Here is an 18,464-nt window from a genome sequence, read left to right on the forward strand (position 1 = left end):
AGGTACTTTCCAGCACCCTCAAATGGACATTCGGAGGCCTCCTGGGAGGAATAGTGGGCCCTAGCCGCGACTCGCCGTCCGGAACCCCCGCCGCCTGCGGGCGGCGCGCTTAACGTGGAGGAGTGAAACGCTCACCCATGGAACTCGCCGCCCTCGCCAGCGCGGCCGTGCCCGGTCTTTCCCCGACCGGCGTGTGCGGTGCACCGGATGATCCGGCTGACTTCGAGTCGGCGCTGTTGATTGACGACGCCGGCAAGCAGTGGCGCGTGCGTGCCCCGCGGCACGCTGAGGCCAGCATGCGCCTGGAAACGGAACTTCAGGTACTGCGCGCGTTCACTCCCGCTGTGCGGGCTGAACTGCCATTCCTGGTTCCGCACGTCGCCGGGACGGTGCGCCAGGGCGAGCTGCGGACGTTCGTCTACTCACACATCGAGGGCGCTACCCGGTCGCTTGAGGAACTGGCATCCGGAGGCCCGGCTCTGGCAACTGAAGTGGGTCGGGCCATCGCTGCCGTCCATGAATTGCCGAGAGCCATAGTGAGCAGTGCGGACCTCCCTTCGTATGAAGCGAATGAAGTACGTCAGCGCCGTCTCAATGAGCTGGACCAGGCTGCGACCACGGGCCGGATTCCCTCCGACCTGCTGCTCCGTTGGGAGCATGCGTTGGAGGACGTCTCGCTGTGGCGATTCAACCCGACGGTGGTGCACGGCGACCTCCACGAGGACAACCTTTTGGTCGCTGCCGGCAGGGTATCTGCCGTCGCCGGGTGGACGGATCTTTCAGTTGGAGATCCGGCCGATGACTTTGCCTGGCTGGCCGCAGCCCCGGATGCGCAATTCGCCGACCGCGTGCACGCTGCTTACCTCGAGGCGCGTTCCGACGCTTCGGACGGTCACCTGCTGCGCCGGGCGTCACTTGCCGCAGAATTTGCTCTTGCGCAGTGGATGGTCCGGGGGCTGGCACTGAATGACGAGACCATGGTGTCCGAAGCGGAAGAGATGATGGCATCGCTGTCAGCGGACCTGGCCGCCGAGGAGGCATCCTCGCCCGATGCCGCTGACGATGGCGATGATCACCACGCCGGCAATGCGACTGCCGACAACGGCGACACTGCACGCCGCGGAAGGTCGACGGACAATAGCGACGGGCACAACGGCAGGGAAGCTGACCGCTCGTGGTCGCATCACGAGAGCCTCGAAACGTCGGCGCTTCCGGTGGTGCGCCTTTCCTGAATTCCCTGCGGATTCTGCGTCGCCCTACGCAGAATCCCCTCCAGCTTGTTGCCGTCCGCAAGGTCATGCGGCCTGACGAGCAGGTCATGGCTGACGTAGTAGAAGGCTGCCCGCACTTTCTCGAGCGGCACGCCCTTCAACCTGGACCAGGCTAACCGGTAGACGGCCAACTGGACGGCCTTGGCTTCCCGGTCCGCGTGAGCGGGAGGACGTCCGGTCTTCCAGTCGATCAGGTCCCACGCGCCGTCATCATCGAGGAAAACGGCATCGATGCGTCCGCGTACGACCAGCGCCTGCACCCTCGTCTCCACGGGGACCTCAATGCCGTAGGGCATGCGTCCAGCCCACGGGGATGCGAGGAAATTCTCTGTGAGTTGCTCCAGCTTCAAACCGTCGTCGACGAATGAATCGGCTGCTCCAGGGAACTCGCCAAGATCGAGCATGCCGGTTGACCCGTAGAACTCCTCGATCCAGGCGTGGAAGGCGGTTCCTCGCCTCGCGGCAGTGCCGGGCCTGCGCGGCACAGGACGCCTCAGCCTTCGTGCCACCGCCGCGCTGTCCTCGGTCAGTTCCACCATGAGCGACGCCGAGATATGGGTTGGTAGTTCTACGGTGCTCTCTGCCGGCCGCTGTTGCCTGGCGAGCGCCTTGCGCACCTCGTCGTCCCATCGGCCTGTGCCAGGCGGGAGAGCTTGCGGGGAATCAACTCCCCCACCGGAGTGCCGTTGCTCTGCGGCTGCCCTGACCGCCGCTGCTGCCGACTCCATGGCTTCGCGTCGTTCCCGCAGCGGGTCCGTGGGCCAAAGCGCCCGTTCTTCATTCGCTCGGGCGGGATTGCTCTCGCCGACATCTGCGTCCTCAAGCCAGGCGAGCTCCCGGTATCCCGGTTCCCCGGCCGCCGCCAGTGCCCGGAGCGACTCAAGGTATGGCGAGGAGGCTGTGCTCTTCGATCGTCCCCCGCCCCATGCGGAAGACGAGCAGACGAGTACGTGGCGAGCGCGGGTCACTGCGACGTAGGCAAGGCGCCGCTCTTCACGCTCCGTATGCAGGAGCGCGTCCTCCGCGAACAGCTTCTCGCTCTCCAGCCAGGTCTTCTGGTCCGGTTGCTCCCAGTCCCAGACAGGGAGCTCTGCTGCATCACCCCGCAGCGGCCACGGAATGGCCGCGTCGCCCGAACTCCAGCGTGAGTCGGTACTGCTCGGAAAAGAGCCGGCGTTCAGGCCGGGGACGAGGACCACGTCCCATTCCAGGCCCTTGGATGCATGGACAGTGAGCAACTGTACTGCTTCCCTGCTTGTCTCCAGGGCGGTGACCGGCAGACCGTCCTCTTCGGCATCCGCGGCTTCCAGCCAGGCCAGGAAGGCAGGAAGGTCGATGCGGTCGGAGGTTGAGACGAAGCTGGTTACGGCATCGGCGAAGGCATCGAGGTTGCGTCGGGCCTCGTGAATGCTCACCCCCGGCTTGGCCGCTAGCTCAATGTCCAACAGCAGGGTCTGTTCGATCTCGCCGATCAGCGAGTGCAGGTCGTCTCCCACCGACAGCCTCAGCCGTCGGAGCTCGTCGCGCAGGAGCCCGAGCCGTTGCCTCGCTGAATCGGACAGGCTCCGGCCGCCCGCCGATACCCAGCCCACCGGCGGGAGGTGGTCTACTGCATCGACCAGACTTGCCGGTTCAGCATCCGTGGGTGGTACGGAGGCGGAAGCCGGCGCTTCTCCGTTGTCCGGCGGTGCTTCCCCTCCTTCGAAGGGACTGGCTCCCTTGCCTTGGGCTTTCAGCTGACCAATGCGTGCGTCGCGATCCTGGGCGATCTGCCTCGACCAGTCCCCGAGCGCCATCAGGTCCGCAGCGCCAAGGCGCCAGCGTGCCCCAGCCAGAAGCCGCATCATGGCGTCTGATCGTTCCGGGTCTCCCAGCACCCGCAGCACAGAGAGGATCTCGATGATTTCAGGAGTTCTGAGGAGCCCACCAAGACCGACGATCTGCACCGGGATGTCCGCTGCTTCCAGCTCCTTCCGGATGGGCTCGAACTGCCTGCGTCCGCGGCATAGGACAGCGATAGTGGGACGGAGCGGACGTCCGCCGTCGTCGGTGTCGAACGAGCGCCGACGCTGCGCCTCGATAATTTGCGTGAGGGCAGCAGCCTCACTGGCGCGTGGGTTGTCCGGCGCGGAAGGCGCCGTCGAATCGGCACGCGATTCACTGAGATAGCGGCCAATGTAAACCTCCCCGACCGGGGCCTTGGGACGGGGAAGCAGCGCGGGCACTTCAAGGCGCCTCTGTGTCCGCAGCCAGGGCGGGGGGTCGTTCAATGCAGAGGCTACCGTGTTGGCCGCAGCCAGGATTCCGGTGGAATTGCGCCATGCAACGGAAAGGTTGACCACGGGCGCGGGCACCAGGGAGTGGTCTTTCCGCATTGGGAATCGGGTGCGGAAGGTGCCAAGCTGCCCGGCTGAGGCACCCCGGAAGCCATAGATCGACTGATGCGGGTCGCCCACGGCCGTTACCGACCGGCCATCTCCGAAGAGCGTGGAGAAGAGGACCATTTGCGCATGGGACGTGTCCTGGAACTCGTCCAGCAGGACAACGGAGTACTTCTGCCGCTCCACTTCCACGGCTTCCGGAACCTCGCTCACTATCCGGGCAGCGAGGGAGACAAGATCTCCATAGTCCAACTGTCCGCCCTGCTGCTTCGCTGAAGCGTACTGCTCAACCATCTCGGTGACGCTTGCCCGGGTACGCAACTTGTTCAGGAGCTTCTGCACTCCCTGGGTTGCCGCTTTAACCTTCCCCGCCTGGAAGGGACGGCCCTCGACATAGTCAATGTGTGCAAGGAGGGTGCTGCGGACCGCAGCGGGATCAGCGAGGTGCTCGGCGCACTCGGACGCCATCGAGATCACGGCGTTTGTCAGGGTGGACCTGGCAGCAGAGAGGTGTTCCCAGGCCCCCGGGTAGGACTCAACCACCCTGCTGGCGAGTTGCCATGACTGTGCTGTGCCGAGCATGACGGCGTCACGTTCCACACCAATCCGCAAGCCGTAGTCCTGCACGATCCCATTCGCGTAGGAGTGGTAGGTGGAAATCGTCGGTTCCAGCCGGTCGTCAGCGGGCTCATCCACGGTTTCGCCTGTTGCACGATAGAGAGCGGCCAGTTGCTGGCGGATGCGTGTGGCCAGTTCGCCGGCGGCTTTACGTGTGAACGTCACTCCGAGGATCTGCTCCGGCCGGACCAGCCCGTTCGCCACAAGCCATACCACCCGGTCTGCCATGGTCTTGGTTTTGCCTGAACCGGCACCGGCAATCACAAGCAGAGGAGTGAGCGGGGCTTCAATGATCCGGGTCTGCTCCGGAGTCGGGTACAGAACCTCAGCTGCCGAGTCACCGGCGAGCAGGCGGGCAAGGGCTTCGGCAGAAAGTACCTCCTCCGGACTGTCCGGCTGGGTTTGCTGCGTGGTTCGAGCGCTCATTCGGTCACCTGCTTTCCTTCAGGGCACAGTGGGCAGATCTCCGGAAGACGGCAGCTTCCGGCTCCGTAGCCCGAGCGTTTGGGGTCGTGTACTGCTTCGAATTCGGCCCCGGCCATGAGCACCGCTGCCTGCTGGATCATTTCGTACGCCCAGGTTTCGCCGGCGAGCAGCGCCGGCTGGTCCTGGATCCTCGGACTCTTGGCGGTTGTGCCCAAATGCACCAGCGCCGCCCCACCCAATCGCTGCCCGCTGAACAATCCTGTGTCGCCGAAGTTGCCAACACCTGCACCTGCCTCCCCGGTGCCGGTGTCGGAGTCGGAGTCGGAGTCGGAGTGGGAATGTCGGTTGAACCCGCCCTCCGCCGCGGCAACCTGGTAACTCGCGAGCTGGGGATGCTGGGGAACCTCGGCGTCGGTCGGCGCGCTCTTTCCGGTCTTCAGGTCAACGATGAAGAATCGCCCATCCTGGTCAACTTCAAGGCGGTCGACCTGTCCCCTCAGCTGCGCCTGCCGTTCTGTCCCATTGATCGGCACCGGAAGGTCGACGCTGAAGCTCGCCTCAACCCTCTCAAGGGAACGGCCGGCGCGTCTCATCTCGACCAGATAGGCGCCGAGCTTCCTCACCATCTGCTCGGCCCTCTGGAAGTCGGCCTTTGATTCCCAAGTGTCCTTCATGCCCAGCCCCGGCCAACGGCGCATCAGCTCGGCAGCGTACTGGTTCCCAGTGGCGTCCGGCATGTCCTGTGCAATCGCGTGGACAAGTGTTCCAAGCGATCGGGCGAAGTCCGTGGGTCGTTCCCCTCCCGCCGCCGATACAAACCAGTTCAGCGGAGAGGAGAGCACAGCATCGACCTTCGATGGGGAAACCGGAACGATGCCATCGTCCGGAACAACAGGGCCGGTTGAGGACAGCTCAGCCAGGCCCCACCACTGATCGGGGTGCGCGCCGGGAACCTCCGGTTGCTGCACCGCCATGGACCCGAGATGGCCGACCGCCTCGCGGGCCTCCTCCGGGTGTCGCTCCGGCTGCTGGGCATACTTGCGTAGCTCGGCCACGAGGGCGCGCAGCGTCAATGGGCGCTTCACCTCGGTTCGCGGCCGATCGAAGGTTCCCGGAGGAAGCGGGTCGAGAATGTCAAGGAACGACGACGGCTGCTGGTCCTCCGACGAAACCGCCACACAGATCAGTTCTTCCGATGCGCGGCTGACGGCAGCTGAGAAGCTGCGTAGTTCATCTGCCCGGGTGAGTTGCATGAGACTGAGCGGGTCGCGGTGCTTCCGGAAATCTGCCCCATGCTCAAGCAGCGCTGCGAGGTCCCCTGAGCCAAGCAACTCACCGCGGATCCGCAGGTTGGGCCAGACCCCTTCCTGCACCCCTGGGATCAGGACGAGCGGCCACTGGCGGCCCGCTGCCGCGGCGGGGGTCATCACTGCTACTGCAGCACCCTTCTGAGCCCTCGCAGCCAAGGTGTCCATGGGCAGTTCCTGGCTGAGCAGGTACTCGAGGAAGCCGGCGGTGGGCGCGCCGGGCATTTGATCGACGTAGCGTTCAGCCGTCTGGAAGAGCGCGACAACGGCATCCAGGTCGCGATCAGCACGGGCCGAGGAGGGACCCCTACGAAGCGCTGCCTCCTCCCACCGGGCAGAGAGGCCGGAGGACGACCACACGGCCCAGAGCACGGTTTCGGGAGTGCTGGCCTCATCCTGCAGAGCCTGCCGACCGGCGTTCAGCATTGTCCACAGCCGACGGGCCGGCCGCAGCTGTACCGAGTTGTCCTCTATTGCGCCTCCGCTGAGTAGGTCGACTATCAGCTGATCTGATTCCCGCTCTCCGTCGGCGATCCGTTCCCGCCTTCTGAGCAGCTGGCGCAGGCGGCGGATCTCGAGAGGTCCGGCTCCACCGATTCTGGAGGTCATGAGCGATACGGCAAGTTCTGCGTCCAGTTCGGTGATTCCTGTGACAACGGAAAGAATGTCCAGCAGCGGACGTACCGCCGGCTCATCCCTGATCGCGCGCTCGGCCGGCGGCACGCTCACGGGAATGTCCTGTGCAGCCAGATACCGCTGCAGCGCACCCACATGCGCACCCGTGCGCGTGATCACGGCGATATCGTCAAAGCTCCGTCCCTGTTGGACGTGTGCTTCCAGGATCCGCTGCGCAACGTAACGCTGCTCGTGGTACCCGGAATCCACGACGTGCACGGACAGGGTGCCTCCAATGCCTTCCTCGGGACCAGCCTGGGCACCTTGTCCATCAGTTCCAGGCTCTTCCGAGAGTTTTCGATAGCCGACCGCCACTCCGCTGACGGGAGTCCTTGCAGCGACGGCGCGCCAGCCTCTCGCGAGGGCGGCGGGTAGTCGGTGCGACTTTCCCAGGATCATGGTGCGGACTTCGCCCAGAACCTCGGGTAGCCGTCCGGCCAACTCCGGCCGTGCTCCACGGAAACCCTGTACAACGGTGTCCGGGCATGCTGCGATCAGCGAATCCTTTCCCTCAGCGATCAGCCCGCAGAGGGCGTGCATGGCTGTATTGGACTCCTGGTAGTCGTCGATGAGAATCAGCTTGTAGCGTCGCCGTTCCTCCTCCCAGAATTCACTGTTGTTCTCCAGGACACCCCGAGCAGCCGTGAGAATTCCCGCAGGGTCGAACGCCTCCGGCATCCTCAAGTCCAGGACATCCCTGTACTCGCTGTAGAGGGCGGCGGCGGCCGTCCAGTCAGGGCGGTCGAATCTGCGGCCCAGATTTGCCAGTTCATCCGGGTGGAGCGCGTACTCGCTGACGCGGTCGAAGAGTTCCCTGACTTCCTGTCGGAAGCCGCGTGTCCCCAGCGCCAGCCTTAACCCGTCCGGCCAGCGGGCTTCGAGCAACCCGAGCCGCCGATGGCCGTCGAGCAGTTCCTTGATGATCAGGTCCTGCTCAGCCCCGGACAAAAGCCGCGGCGCGCGAGCCAGCTCCGGGAGCAACCCTGCGACCCTGGCGCGCCGCACAAGGTCGAAGGCGAACGACGACCAGGTACGTGCCGGCGGAGCGCTGACGGTGCGGTTAAGGCTCAGGGTCACCTCATCGCGAAGGCGCGCTGCGGCCGTACGGGTGGGAGCAATGACAAGGATCTCCGCAGGGTCCGCCTGCCCCTGCCGGATCCACCGCACCGCCGACTCGACGAGAAGGCTGGTTTTGCCCGTTCCTGGTCCTCCAAGGACGAGCACAGGGCCGCAACCGGGACCAAGGCCCAGTACCTCCTGCTGGGCGCGGCTGGGCCGGATTGTCCTGCGGTCTTCCTCAGCGCCCGGTCCCACGGATGGAAGACGAAGACCGGCTGCCAAACCAGGAATGTTCTGCCCACCTGAATCCGGGTGCATCTGACGGAAACTGCTCATGAACCGACTCCATCATCCACCTCTGACATTTCCGACATTTCCGGTGCTCCCCCGGCCAGAGCCCGGGCCAGCCGCTGCCGGATACGCTGCAGTTCTTCCTGCTCCGGCAGCCGGGGTAGCCACCGAGCGCGGACAAGATCGACCTTCTGCTCTTCGGATGCCCGGAGGGCCGTATCCTCCGCCAGGTAGTGTTCGACGGCGTCGGCCTCCAGACCGGTGGGAGGTCGGCCGTCCGCCCTGAGTACCCGCCACCACGGAACGTCGGCTCCGCTACGGGAGAGAACGGACCCGACCTGCCGGGGACCGCCGACTTCAAGAATCTCAGCGATGTCGCCATAGGTGAGGACCTTGCCCGGAGGCACCAGCCGAACGACGTCGAGGACGGCTTCCCCGTAAGCCTGTCCTCTGTTCCGCACCGCACCAGCGTAGCGGTGCGGTGGAGGCCCGCCGAAGTTCGGGCTCGTTTCTCGGGTTGCCGGCTACTGCCGTACTGCAATGTCAGAGGCGCGCCGTAGCTTCTTCCCATGAACAGTTGGCACCTCCGCCCCCGCGCAGCTTTTGACCTGGAAACCACGGGGCGTAACCCGCTTACCGCGCGCATAGTGACCGCCTCGGTAGTTCTTGTGGACGAACACGGTGGTTTGGTTGAGCAGCATGAGTGGCTTGCCGATCCGGGCGTCGACATCCCCGATGAGGCTTCGGCGGTCCACGGAATTACAACTGCCACCGCCGTCGCGCGCGGATCAGCCGCCCCGCTGGTGGTGAGGCAGGTAGCCAGCGTCCTGGCGGGCTATTTCCGGGCGGGAATCCCTGTCCTCGCGTTCAACGCCCGCTACGACTTCACCGTGCTTGCCCGGGAGGGCATGCGGTACGGCGTCTCTACTCCGGATGCTCGTCCGGTCCTCGATCCGTGGGTGATGGACAAGCAGGCAGACCGCTATCGTCCGGGGAAACGCACCCTGTCCGCAATGTGTGAGCACTACGGCGTGGAGTTGCTCAACGCGCATACGTCGACGGCGGACGCTGCCGCCACGCTCGCAGTCGGGTCGAAGCTTGCCCAGCGTTTTGAGCACCTCCGCCGCCCGGCTGCCGAACTGCACGGATCACAGATCAGGTGGGCTCGAGGGCAGGCGGCGAGCCTGCAGGAGTATCTGCGACGCATGGATCCGTCTGCGGCTGTCGAAGGCCAGTGGCCGGCAATTGCCTGCTGATCGTGCCTCCAAAGAATTGCTCCCCAAGGAGGTTCGTCGCAGATTCTTCGATTTTCCGGGTTGATTTGCTTCCCACTCCACCGAGGCCGTGAGGAGCAGCACCAAATTTCAGTCGGATCTTTCAACCGTGGCACAATTGCATGGCGTCCAATCTTTCCAGCCGACTGTCGGCACGTGGAAAGACAATCCATCGGACTCCTCCCAAAGCATCAGACAGATGCCTCTTCCATGTTCATCGGAGTTACGGACACCGCAGAGACCCTGCGATTCCAACCTGCACGAGGACCAATGATTACAGTCACCAACCTGCGCAAGACCTATCGTCAGGGTGAGCGGACCGTTACCGCGCTCGACGACGTTTCTCTCTCCGTTCCTAGGGGGTCGATCCACGGAATCGTCGGTCATTCCGGCGCAGGCAAGTCCACCCTGGTCCGCTGCCTGACACTCCTTGACCGGCCCACTTCGGGCTCGGTCGTCATTGATGACCGCGAACTCACCAACGTCAAGGATTCGGAGGTGCGCTCTGCGCGCCGGCGGATTGGAATGGTCTTCCAGCACGCCAACCTCATGGATTCACGCACTGCCGCGCAGAATGTGGCCCATCCGCTTGAGCTCGTGAAAACTCCTAAAGCAGCGATCAGCCGCAAAGTCTCTGAACTACTCTCGCTGGTGGGGCTGGCCGAGTTCGCGGACGCCTACCCCTCCCAACTGTCGGGCGGGCAGAAACAGCGGGTGGGAATAGCGCGGGCGCTTGCCTCGGACCCGGATGTTCTGCTTTGCGACGAGCCCACATCCGCGCTGGATCCGGCAACAACGGAAGACATCCTGACGCTCATCCGGAACCTCACGCAGACGCTCAACCTCACGGTTCTTGTCATCACCCACGAGATGCATGTGGTCAAGCGCATCTGCGATTCGGTCTCCCTTTTGGAACGCGGCCGGATCGTGGAGCATGGGCCGCTGCAGCAGGTTGTGGCCAGCCGGACAGGTTCTCTCGGCAAGTCGCTGATGCCGCTTCCATCCGGCGTCGTGAAGAAGGATCTTCCCGAACTTGAACTTCTCCTCGTCGGAGAAACCGCCACCGCGCCGATCCTCTCCGAGCTCACGCGCCGCTTCGACGCCAATGTGAATGTCATCGCAGGCACAGTCGAAACGCTTGGCGGCAGCCGCTTCGGACGGCTACGTGTCGAGGTCGACTCCCCGCATCCCATTACGGAGATCACGGAATACCTGGAGACCGCCGGCGTACATGTGGAGGTGGCGGCATGAACGTCCTGAGTGATCTGTTCAACAATCCCGGCATCACCGAAGCCCTGCCCGAGGAATTCGTGGCCACCCTGCAAATGGTGGGCATCTCCGGGTTCTTCACGCTCCTGGTCGGCCTGCCGCTGGGCGTATTCCTGCACACCAGTGCGCCGGGAGGCCTGCGGCCGATGCCGGTCGTCAACCGCATCGTCAGCGACATCGTCGTCAACATCACGCGATCCATTCCCTTCGCCATCCTCATGGTGTCCCTGATCCCGCTTGCTCGCTTCCTCACCGGCTCCTCAATCGGACCGGTAGCCGCGTCAGTATCCCTCAGCATCGGTGCGATCCCGTTCTTCGCCCGTCTGGTGGAGACAAGCCTGCGCGATGTTGCCTCAGGGAAAATCGATGCCGCACTCGTCATGGGTTCCACCCGGATGCAGGTGATCACCAAGGTGCTCATCGCCGAGGCGCTCCCGTCGCTGATTGCCGCCTTCACCACAACGCTTGTGACGCTTGTAGGTTACTCAGCGATGGCAGGAATCATCGGTGGCGGCGGCCTTGGTCGGCTCGCGTACAACTACGGCCTCCAGCGCTTCGACACCGCCGTGATGGTGGTGATCATCGTGATCATCGTTGCCATCGTCCAGATCATCCAGCTGATCGGCGACCGGCTCGCCCAGCGCGTGGATCACCGCACGGCAGCTACTGCCGGTGTACGCCGCCGCAGGCGCTCCCGCGGGCAGGAAGTCGTGAACGGCGTCCTCGGCTCTTGACCACCCATTTGTCCCGCCCAGCAGCGGACGACGACGGCCGGTAGCCGCCAGCCGTCACCCCTCCGGCGCACGCCTGACGAAGGCATGGCCGGTACTACGAAAGGAACGCACGAATTCATGCGTAAGCAGTTCTCGCTGGCAGCCGCCGGGCTCGCCGCACTTCTCACCCTCTCTGCCTGCGGCGCAGGCAACGACGCTCCGGCTGCCGTCGAATCGCTCGACCCGGCCAACCCGGAGACGATCGCGGTCGGTGCCAGCCCGGTGCCGCACGCACAGATTCTCGAGTTCGTCCGCGACAACCTCACCGAGGGATCCGGCATCGAGCTCGATATTCAGGAGTTCGACGACTACACGACTCCGAACATCGCACTGAGCGAGGGCGATCTGGATGCGAACTACTTCCAGCACCTGCCGTACTTCGAGAGCCAGGTCGAGAGCCAGGGCTACGACTTCGCGCACGGTGAGGGCGTCCACATCGAGCCCTACGCCGCCTTCTCGGAGAAGCACGACGACATCTCGGCCGTTCCCGACGGCGGCCGCGTTGCCATCACCAACGACCCCTCCAACCAGGCACGGGCGCTGACCCTGCTTCAAGAGGCGGGCCTGCTGGAGAACATCGAGGCCGATGCTTCGGTCCTCGCGCTAACCGACGAGCAGAACCCGAAGGGCCTTGAGTTCGTTGAGAACCAGCCCGAGCTGCTGCTTAATGACCTGCAGGACCCCACGGTCGACCTTGCCATCATCAACGGCAACTACATCCTTGACGCAGGCCTGAGCACCGAGGACGCGCTCGTGGTCGAGTCCGTCGAGGAGAACCCGTACGCCAACTTCCTGGCGTGGAACACGTCCTCGGAAGGCGATGCACGCATCGCCAAGCTCGAGGAGCTGCTGCACTCACCTGAGGTCAAGCAGTACATCGAGGAGACCTGGCCCAGCGGTGACGTAACCCCGGCCTTCTAGGCTACGGCCGTATAGGTAGCTCCGGCTGCACGTAACGGCTATGAAGAGGCCGGCGGTCCCCCTGAGGGGCCGCCGGCCTTTTCGTTGTCTTCGCCGAATGCACCTTCGGTTAGACGCCCGAGGGCGTGGCCCCGGCGGTGGCGGCGGCCCGGGCCGCTGCCGGCAATGCGTCGAAGATGCGTTGCATGGCTTCGTCGTCGTGGGCTGATGAAAGGAACCAGGCCTCAAAAACCGAGGGCGGCAGGTACACGCCGGATTCGAGCATGGAGTGGAAGAACGGTGCGTACCGGAAGGACTCCTGTGCCTGCGCATCGGCGTAGTTGGATACTCCCCGCTCGGCGGTGCCGAACGCGATGCTGAACAGGTTTCCGGCGCGCTGCACGGAGTGGTCAACGCCGGCACGGTCCAGCTCAGCGGATACGGCAGCGGACAGCTCGAGGGAGCGCGCGTCGATGTGCTGATAGACCTCATCCGTTGCGTGAGTCAGCTGGGCCACACCGGCCGCCATGGCCAGCGGGTTCCCCGACAGGGTGCCGGCCTGGTAGACCGGCCCGAGTGGCGCGAGGTACTCCATGATGTCCGCGCGGCCGCCGAGGGCTGCAGCCGGCAGGCCGCCGCCGATCACCTTCCCGAAGGTCAACAGGTCGGGAGTCCAACCCTCGCCGCGCCCGGTGAGTCCCCAGTAGCCGCCCGGTCCTACACGGAACCCGGTCAGGACTTCGTCGACGATGAGCAGAGCCCCGTGCTCGGAGGTAATCCGGGAAAGCGCGGCGTTGAAGCCCGGCGCGGGCTCCACCACGCCCATGTTCGCGGGAGCAGCTTCGGTGATCACCGCTGCAATGGAGGAGCCGTGCTCCGCAAAAGCCTTTTCGACGGCGTCGACGTCGTTGTAGGGCAGGACCAGAGTCTCCGCCGCCGTCGCCTCGGTTACGCCCGCAGACCCGGGAAGGGCAAGGGTAGCCACACCGGAACCGGCTGCCGCGAGCAGCCCGTCCAGGTGCCCGTGGTAGCAGCCGGCGAACTTTACGATCAGGTTCCGGCCCGTGTACCCGCGCGCAAGGCGAACGGCGGTCATGGTGGCTTCGGTGCCGGTCGAGACCATCCGGAGGCGCTCGACGGCGGGAACCCGCTCCCGGACCAGCTGCGCCAGATCCGCTTCAGCCGGGGTGGAGGCTCCAAACGAGAGGCCCCGGTCCACGGCGGAGTGGACTGCCTCAAGCACTGCGGGGTGCGCGTGCCCCAGGAGCGCCGGACCCCAGGAACAGACCAGGTCGACGTAGCGGCGGCCGTCTGCATCCGTGACGTAAGCACCCTCGGCGGATACCAGGAACCGTGGCGTACCCCCAACGGAGCCGAACGCGCGGACCGGCGAGTTGACCCCGCCTGGGAGGAGCGACTGTGCGCGGGCGAAAAGCTCTTCGGAAGTTGTCATTTACTCGTTCTCCTTCAGCCAGGTGGCCAGTTCGGCTGCCCAGTAGGTCAAAATAATTTGGGCTCCGGCCCGCTTGATTCCAAGTACCGATTCTTCGATTGCCCGGCGGCGGTCAATCCAGCCGTTCGCGGCGGCCGCCTCGATCATGGCGTACTCACCGGAGATCTGGTAGGCCGCGACGGGCACCGGGGACATGGCCGCAACATCGGCAACGATGTCCAGGTAGCTCATGGCGGGCTTCACCATGACCATGTCGGCACCCTCTTCGAGGTCCAGCTGCACCTCAAGGAGAGCTTCCCGGCGGTTTGCGGCGTCCATCTGGTAGGTCCGGCGATCGCCCTGCAACTGTGAGTCAACCGCTTCGCGGAAGGGTCCGTAGAACGCGGAGGCGTATTTCGCGGCATAGGCCAGCACACCGGTGTCCTGATGTCCGGCCGCGTCAAGCGCGCGTCGGATGACCCCGACCTGGCCGTCCATCATGCCCGAGGGGCCGAGGACGTGGGCTCCGGCGTCGGCCTGCGCTACGGCCATCCGGGCATAGAGCTCAAGGGTTGCATCGTTGTCCACGGCACCGTCCGCGGACAGCACACCACAGTGGCCGTGGTCGGTGAACTCATCAAGGCAGACATCGCTCATGACGACCAAATCATCGCCCACCTCCGCCCGCACGTCGGCGATGGCCCTGTTCAACACGCCCTCCGGATCCAGCCCGGCGCTACCGGTTGCATCGCGGTGTGCGGGGATTCCGAAAAGCATGATCCCACCGACTCCCAGGGCAGCAGCTTCGGCGGCTGCCCGCTTGAGGGTGTCGCTGGTGTGCTGGACCACTCCGGGCATGGAACTTATCGCGACGGGATTGTCGAGACCCTCGCGGATGAAGGCCGGCAGGATGAGCTCGGCGGCGCTGAGCCGGTGCTCGGCGGTGAGCCGCCGGATCGCGGCGGTCGAGCGGAGCCTGCGTGGGCGGTGTTGGGGAAAGCTCACGGGTTACCTTTTCTTCCGTTGATGAGCGACGGCGGCAGCCACCGCGTCTGCGATGCCGGCTGGACCCGGCATTGAGGCGACGGCATCGATCCTGAGCCCAAGCTTCGCGGCGTCTTGTGCGGTACGGCGGCCGATTGCAGCTGTGGCCACATGCCCGGGCAACTGTCCCATCATGGCATGCAGTCGCCCGGCGACGCTGGGCGAGGTCAGTACGACGGCGTCAATCGCACCGCCCCTGAGGCCGGCAGCGAGTTCCCCGCTGCTGAGCATGCCGTCAGGCTCATGGCTGTCGGATGGTTCTGCAGTGTGCGGTGCTTTGATGCGGAGATCGGCCGCGGCCGGATAGTCGACCGTTGCGTAGGCTGACACCGCGTCCACGGTCCAGCCACGATCTGCCAGGCCCGCGCGAAGGGTGTCTGCCGCGATCTCGGACTGCGGCAGCAGCGCGCGCGGGGTTCCTGCCCGTGGGGTTCCTTCCGGCAGTACGGACAGCAGTCCCACCGCTGACTGGTCCTGCTCAGGCACAAGGTCGACGACGACGCCAACGCGCTCGAGCTCCCTCTGGGTGGCTGCGCCCACCGCTGCCACCCGAGCCGGTGCCAACAACACGGGGAGGCTGAACCCGAGTGCCTCGGCGCGCTGAGCGAGCACCCGCACGGTGGTCACGCTGGTCAGGAGGACCCAGTCATAGGTTGACGCCGCGCGGAGCCGGTCGTCTAGCGTGGACGTATCCGCGGGCAGTTCCCAGTCAATGAGGGGTACGTTCAGCACCCTGGCTCCGCGGCGACCCAGCTCGGCGGCCATTTCCGAAGCCCGCTCAGGGTTGCGCAGCAGGGCCACCGTTACCCCCGAGAGATCGGGGGCTGGATCAGATGGCGTCATGAATCCGCGCTGAGCCCGGCGATCTCTGCTGCACCGGCAGCCAGCAGTTCCTCGGCCAGGGCGATGCCGAGGGCTGCGGCCCCGGATTCGGTCAGGTGCGGCGTCGTCTGTCCACGCCGAAGCAGACGGCTCCCGTCCGCGCTGCAGACCACAGCTTCGAGGGCGAGGACGCCGTCTTCCGTGCCGGCAAGCGCACCGATGGGTGCGGTGCAGCCGGCTTCGAGCCGCCGGAGCAGAGCACGCTCGGCGGTCACCGCGAGACGGGTGGGCTCATGGTCGTAGAGCCGAAGGGCCTCGGCGAACTGCGACTCGCCGGCGTCGGCCGTGCGGCACTCGATGGCAAGGGCACCCTGCCCGGGAGCCGGCAGCATGAGCGCCGGGTCCAGGTACTCCGTGATCAGGTTCTGGCGGCCAAGGCGGAAGAGCCCGGCGGCGGCCAGCACGACGGCGTCGAGGTCGCCCGGTCCGCCTTCGACCAGTCCGGCCACCCGGCCGAGCCTGGTGTCCACGTTGCCGCGGATGTCGATCACGGTCAGGTCGGGGCGAGCCGACCGCAACTGGGCGGCACGGCGCGGAGATCCGGTTCCGACACTCGCGCCCCCGGGTAGTTCGGCCAGCGTCAGCCCGTCCCGTGCGCACAGCGCATCGCGGGTATCGACCCGTTCAGGGATCGCCGCGACAACCAGCCCTTCTGCCTGCGTGGTGGGCAGATCCTTGAGGGAATGCACCGCGACGTCGCAGGTCTTGGCGAGCAGGGCCTCCCGAAGAGCCGTGACGAAGACGCCCGTTCCACCGATCTGGGACAGGGAAGCCCGGTTCACGTCACCGGTTGTACTCACGCGTACCAGTTCGTAGCCGAAGCCGCCGAGCCCGGCCAGGCTCTCGGCCACAGTGGTGGTCTGGGTCAGGGCAAGCGCGCTGGCCCGCGTCCCGACGAGGACCGGATCGGTCATGCCCGCTCTTCTTCAGGCAGGCCCACCGTGGAATCGGCCCCCGCGATAGTCGGCTTCTCCCCGCGCTTGTTGGCGCAGCAGTTCGGCCGGCATACGTCGTACCAGGGGCCGAGGTCCGTGGTGGCCGGACGGTCGAGGATGGTGTTGTCGGCGGTGCGTTCGCTCACCAGGTCGATGAGGCCTGCCACGAACTTGTCATGGGTACCGGGAGTCGGGACGCGCTCGGCAACAAGGCCGAGCTCCGCGCAGGTCTCCAACGCCTCGGTATCCAGGTCCCAGACAACCTCCATGTGGTCGCTGACGAACCCCAGCGGAACGATCACCACACCCTTGGCACCCGTTGCTGCCAGATCGCCTAGTGCGTCGTTGATGTCAGGCTCGAGCCACGGAATATGCGGTGCTCCAGAACGGGACTGGTAAACCAGCGACCATTCGCAGCCCGCAGCCTCGGGAACCCGGTCCAGTACCGCCTGGGCGGTAGCGAGGTGCTGCGCGACGTAGGCGCCGTCTTCGAGGGCCGGGCCGCCGTCGTCGTTGCGGGGACCTGCCGCTTCAGCATCAGCCGTGGGAATGGAGTGCGTGGCGAACATGATGTGGATCGGAGCGTCCCCATCGCCGGCGGCGACGAGGCGGTCCCGGACCGACTTGAGTCCGTTGGTCACACCCTCGACAAAAGGCTCCACGAATCCAGGGTGGTCGAAGTACTGGCGGACCTTGTCCACTTCGAGCTGCCCGTCCAGGCCTGTTTCCACCAGGGCCATGCCGAGGTCTTCGCGGTACTGGCGGCAGCTGGAGTAACAGGAGTAAGCACTCGTGGTGACGGCGAGCAGCCGGCGATGGCCGGCGTCGTACGCTTCCTTGAGGGTGTCGGCGATGAACGGAGCCCAGTTCCGGTTGCCCCAAAGCACCGGCAGTTCGATGCCGCGCCGGGCAAGCTCCGCCTCCATGGCGGCCTTGAGCTCGCGGTTCTGCTGGTTGATCGGGCTGATGCCGCCGAACGCACGGTAGTGGTGCGAGACCTCCTCGAGCCGCTCATCCGGGATTCCGCGTCCGCGGGTCACGTTGCGGAGGAAGGGGATGACGTCGTCCTGGCCCTCGGGTCCGCCGAAGGACGCAAGCACAATCGCGTCGTACTTCTTCGGCGCCATCCGGCCGTTCTCGTCTACCCCGTCGAGCGGGTGGAAAGTGTGGGTGCTCATCGCAGGACCTCTGCTGCTTCCTTGGCGTCGATGCGCCGGCCGGTGTAGAAGGGTACTTCCTCGCGGACGTGGCGGCGCGCCTCGGTTTCGCGAAGGTGACGCATCAGGTCGACCAGGTCAACCAGATCCGGGGCTTCAAGCGCAAGGATCCATTCCCAGTCGCCGAGAGCGAAGGAGGAGACGGTGTTGGAGATTACCTGCGGGTACTGGCGCCCCTTCATGCCGTGGTCGTAGAGCATCTCGCGGCGCTCCTCGGTGGGAAGGATGTACCAGTCGTACGAACGCACGAACGGGTAGACACACACCCACGTAGACGGCTCCACCCCGCGGGCGAACGCCGGAGAGTGGCTCTTGGAGAACTCTGCATCACGGTGCACGCCCATCGCGGACCACACGATGTCCGTGCCGTCGAACGTGGCAGTGCGGCGCAGGGTGCGAACCGCGGCCTGGAGTTTTTCCGGCTGGGGACCGTGCAGCCACACCATGACATCGGCATCGGCCCGCATGGAAGAAACGTCGTACAGTCCGCGGACAGTCACGCCGGATGCAGCCAGGTCCGAGATAGCCGACTCGAGTGCGACGCCGTCGTCAGGGGTTCCGGACCCTCGCTTGAACACAGTCCAGAGCGTGTAGAACTGGGACGTTCCGGCGTCGTTGCTGCTCTGGGTGGAATGGGTAGTGGAGGTACTCTGCCCGTAGTCGGGGCCCGCGTTCTCGCTCATGAATCCAGTCTGCTCCTGTCCTCAGGC

14 protein-coding genes are annotated in these 18,464 nt (G+C 65.4%); 5 read left to right on the plus strand and 9 right to left on the minus strand.

Features of this window, described 5'->3' with window-relative positions; translation table 11 throughout:
- The first annotated feature begins 122 nt into the window (after positions 1-122).
- On the plus strand, positions 123-1,232 hold the full coding sequence (locus GC088_RS10545; RefSeq protein ID WP_323958965.1) for a macrolide 2'-phosphotransferase: 1,110 nt from the start codon (positions 123-125) through the stop codon (positions 1,230-1,232).
- Here GC088_RS10545 and GC088_RS10550 read toward each other — a convergent pair.
- From GC088_RS10550 to GC088_RS10560, 3 genes are read right to left on the minus strand one after another with little or no spacing between them, the layout of a single operon-like run.
- Positions 1,184-4,696, minus strand: a complete 3,513-nt coding sequence (locus tag GC088_RS10550; RefSeq protein WP_323958966.1) for an ATP-dependent helicase — start codon at positions 4,694-4,696, stop codon at positions 1,184-1,186. The genes GC088_RS10545 and GC088_RS10550 overlap by 49 nt on opposite strands.
- On the minus strand, positions 4,693-8,073 hold the full coding sequence (locus tag GC088_RS10555) for an ATP-dependent helicase (RefSeq protein WP_323958967.1): 3,381 nt from the start codon (positions 8,071-8,073) through the stop codon (positions 4,693-4,695). Before GC088_RS10555 ends, GC088_RS10550 begins: the two co-directional genes overlap by 4 nt.
- Complete coding sequence (locus GC088_RS10560; RefSeq protein WP_323958968.1) at positions 8,070-8,489, minus strand: MGMT family protein; 420 nt, start codon at positions 8,487-8,489, stop codon at positions 8,070-8,072. The genes GC088_RS10555 and GC088_RS10560 overlap by 4 nt, the downstream gene beginning before the upstream one ends.
- A 108-nt stretch (positions 8,490-8,597) precedes the next feature.
- Between GC088_RS10560 and GC088_RS10565 the strand changes: the two genes are divergently transcribed.
- The 4 genes from GC088_RS10565 to GC088_RS10580 all read left to right on the plus strand — a co-directional run bounded on the left by GC088_RS10565 (position 8,598) and on the right by GC088_RS10580 (position 12,265).
- Positions 8,598-9,284, plus strand: a complete 687-nt coding sequence (locus GC088_RS10565) for a 3'-5' exonuclease (RefSeq protein ID WP_323958969.1) — start codon at positions 8,598-8,600, stop codon at positions 9,282-9,284.
- A gap of 288 nt (positions 9,285-9,572) precedes the next feature.
- Complete coding sequence (locus GC088_RS10570; RefSeq protein WP_323958970.1) at positions 9,573-10,553, plus strand: methionine ABC transporter ATP-binding protein; 981 nt, start codon at positions 9,573-9,575, stop codon at positions 10,551-10,553.
- The gene (locus tag GC088_RS10575; RefSeq protein ID WP_323958971.1) at positions 10,550-11,305 is read left to right on the plus strand and encodes a methionine ABC transporter permease; all 756 of its coding nucleotides are present in this window, start codon (positions 10,550-10,552) and stop codon (positions 11,303-11,305) included. Before GC088_RS10570 ends, GC088_RS10575 begins: the two co-directional genes overlap by 4 nt.
- Before the next feature lie 117 nt (positions 11,306-11,422).
- The gene (locus tag GC088_RS10580) at positions 11,423-12,265 is read left to right on the plus strand and encodes a MetQ/NlpA family ABC transporter substrate-binding protein (protein ID WP_323958972.1); all 843 of its coding nucleotides are present in this window, start codon (positions 11,423-11,425) and stop codon (positions 12,263-12,265) included.
- A gap of 109 nt (positions 12,266-12,374) precedes the next feature.
- Here GC088_RS10580 and hemL read toward each other — a convergent pair whose 3' ends face one another.
- The 6 genes from hemL to hemQ are packed head-to-tail and all read right to left on the minus strand — an operon-like array spanning position 12,375 to position 18,437.
- On the minus strand, positions 12,375-13,697 hold the full coding sequence (gene hemL, locus GC088_RS10585) for a glutamate-1-semialdehyde 2,1-aminomutase (protein ID WP_323958973.1): 1,323 nt from the start codon (positions 13,695-13,697) through the stop codon (positions 12,375-12,377).
- Complete coding sequence (hemB, locus tag GC088_RS10590; RefSeq protein WP_323958974.1) at positions 13,698-14,681, minus strand: porphobilinogen synthase; 984 nt, start codon at positions 14,679-14,681, stop codon at positions 13,698-13,700. It lies immediately after the preceding gene.
- 3 nt (positions 14,682-14,684) lie between these two features.
- On the minus strand, positions 14,685-15,563 hold the full coding sequence (locus tag GC088_RS10595; RefSeq protein ID WP_323958975.1) for a uroporphyrinogen-III synthase: 879 nt from the start codon (positions 15,561-15,563) through the stop codon (positions 14,685-14,687).
- Positions 15,560-16,516: a hydroxymethylbilane synthase gene (hemC, locus tag GC088_RS10600; RefSeq protein ID WP_323958976.1), complete on the minus strand. Its 957-nt coding sequence runs from the start codon at positions 16,514-16,516 to the stop codon at positions 15,560-15,562. Before hemC ends, GC088_RS10595 begins: the two co-directional genes overlap by 4 nt.
- A complete protein-coding gene (locus GC088_RS10605) occupies positions 16,513-17,715 on the minus strand; it encodes a ferrochelatase (RefSeq protein WP_323958977.1) in 1,203 nt (400 codons plus the stop codon). Before GC088_RS10605 ends, hemC begins: the two co-directional genes overlap by 4 nt.
- Positions 17,712-18,437 (minus strand): hydrogen peroxide-dependent heme synthase, encoded by a 726-nt coding sequence (hemQ, locus tag GC088_RS10610; RefSeq protein WP_323958978.1) that lies wholly within the window; start codon positions 18,435-18,437, stop codon positions 17,712-17,714. The genes GC088_RS10605 and hemQ overlap by 4 nt, the downstream gene beginning before the upstream one ends.
- Between the last annotated feature and the right edge of the window lie 27 nt (positions 18,438-18,464).

Origin of the sequence: Arthrobacter sp. JZ12 (assembly GCF_035189165.1) — a bacterium.
Classification (GTDB): Bacteria; Actinomycetota; Actinomycetes; order Actinomycetales; family Micrococcaceae; genus Arthrobacter_D.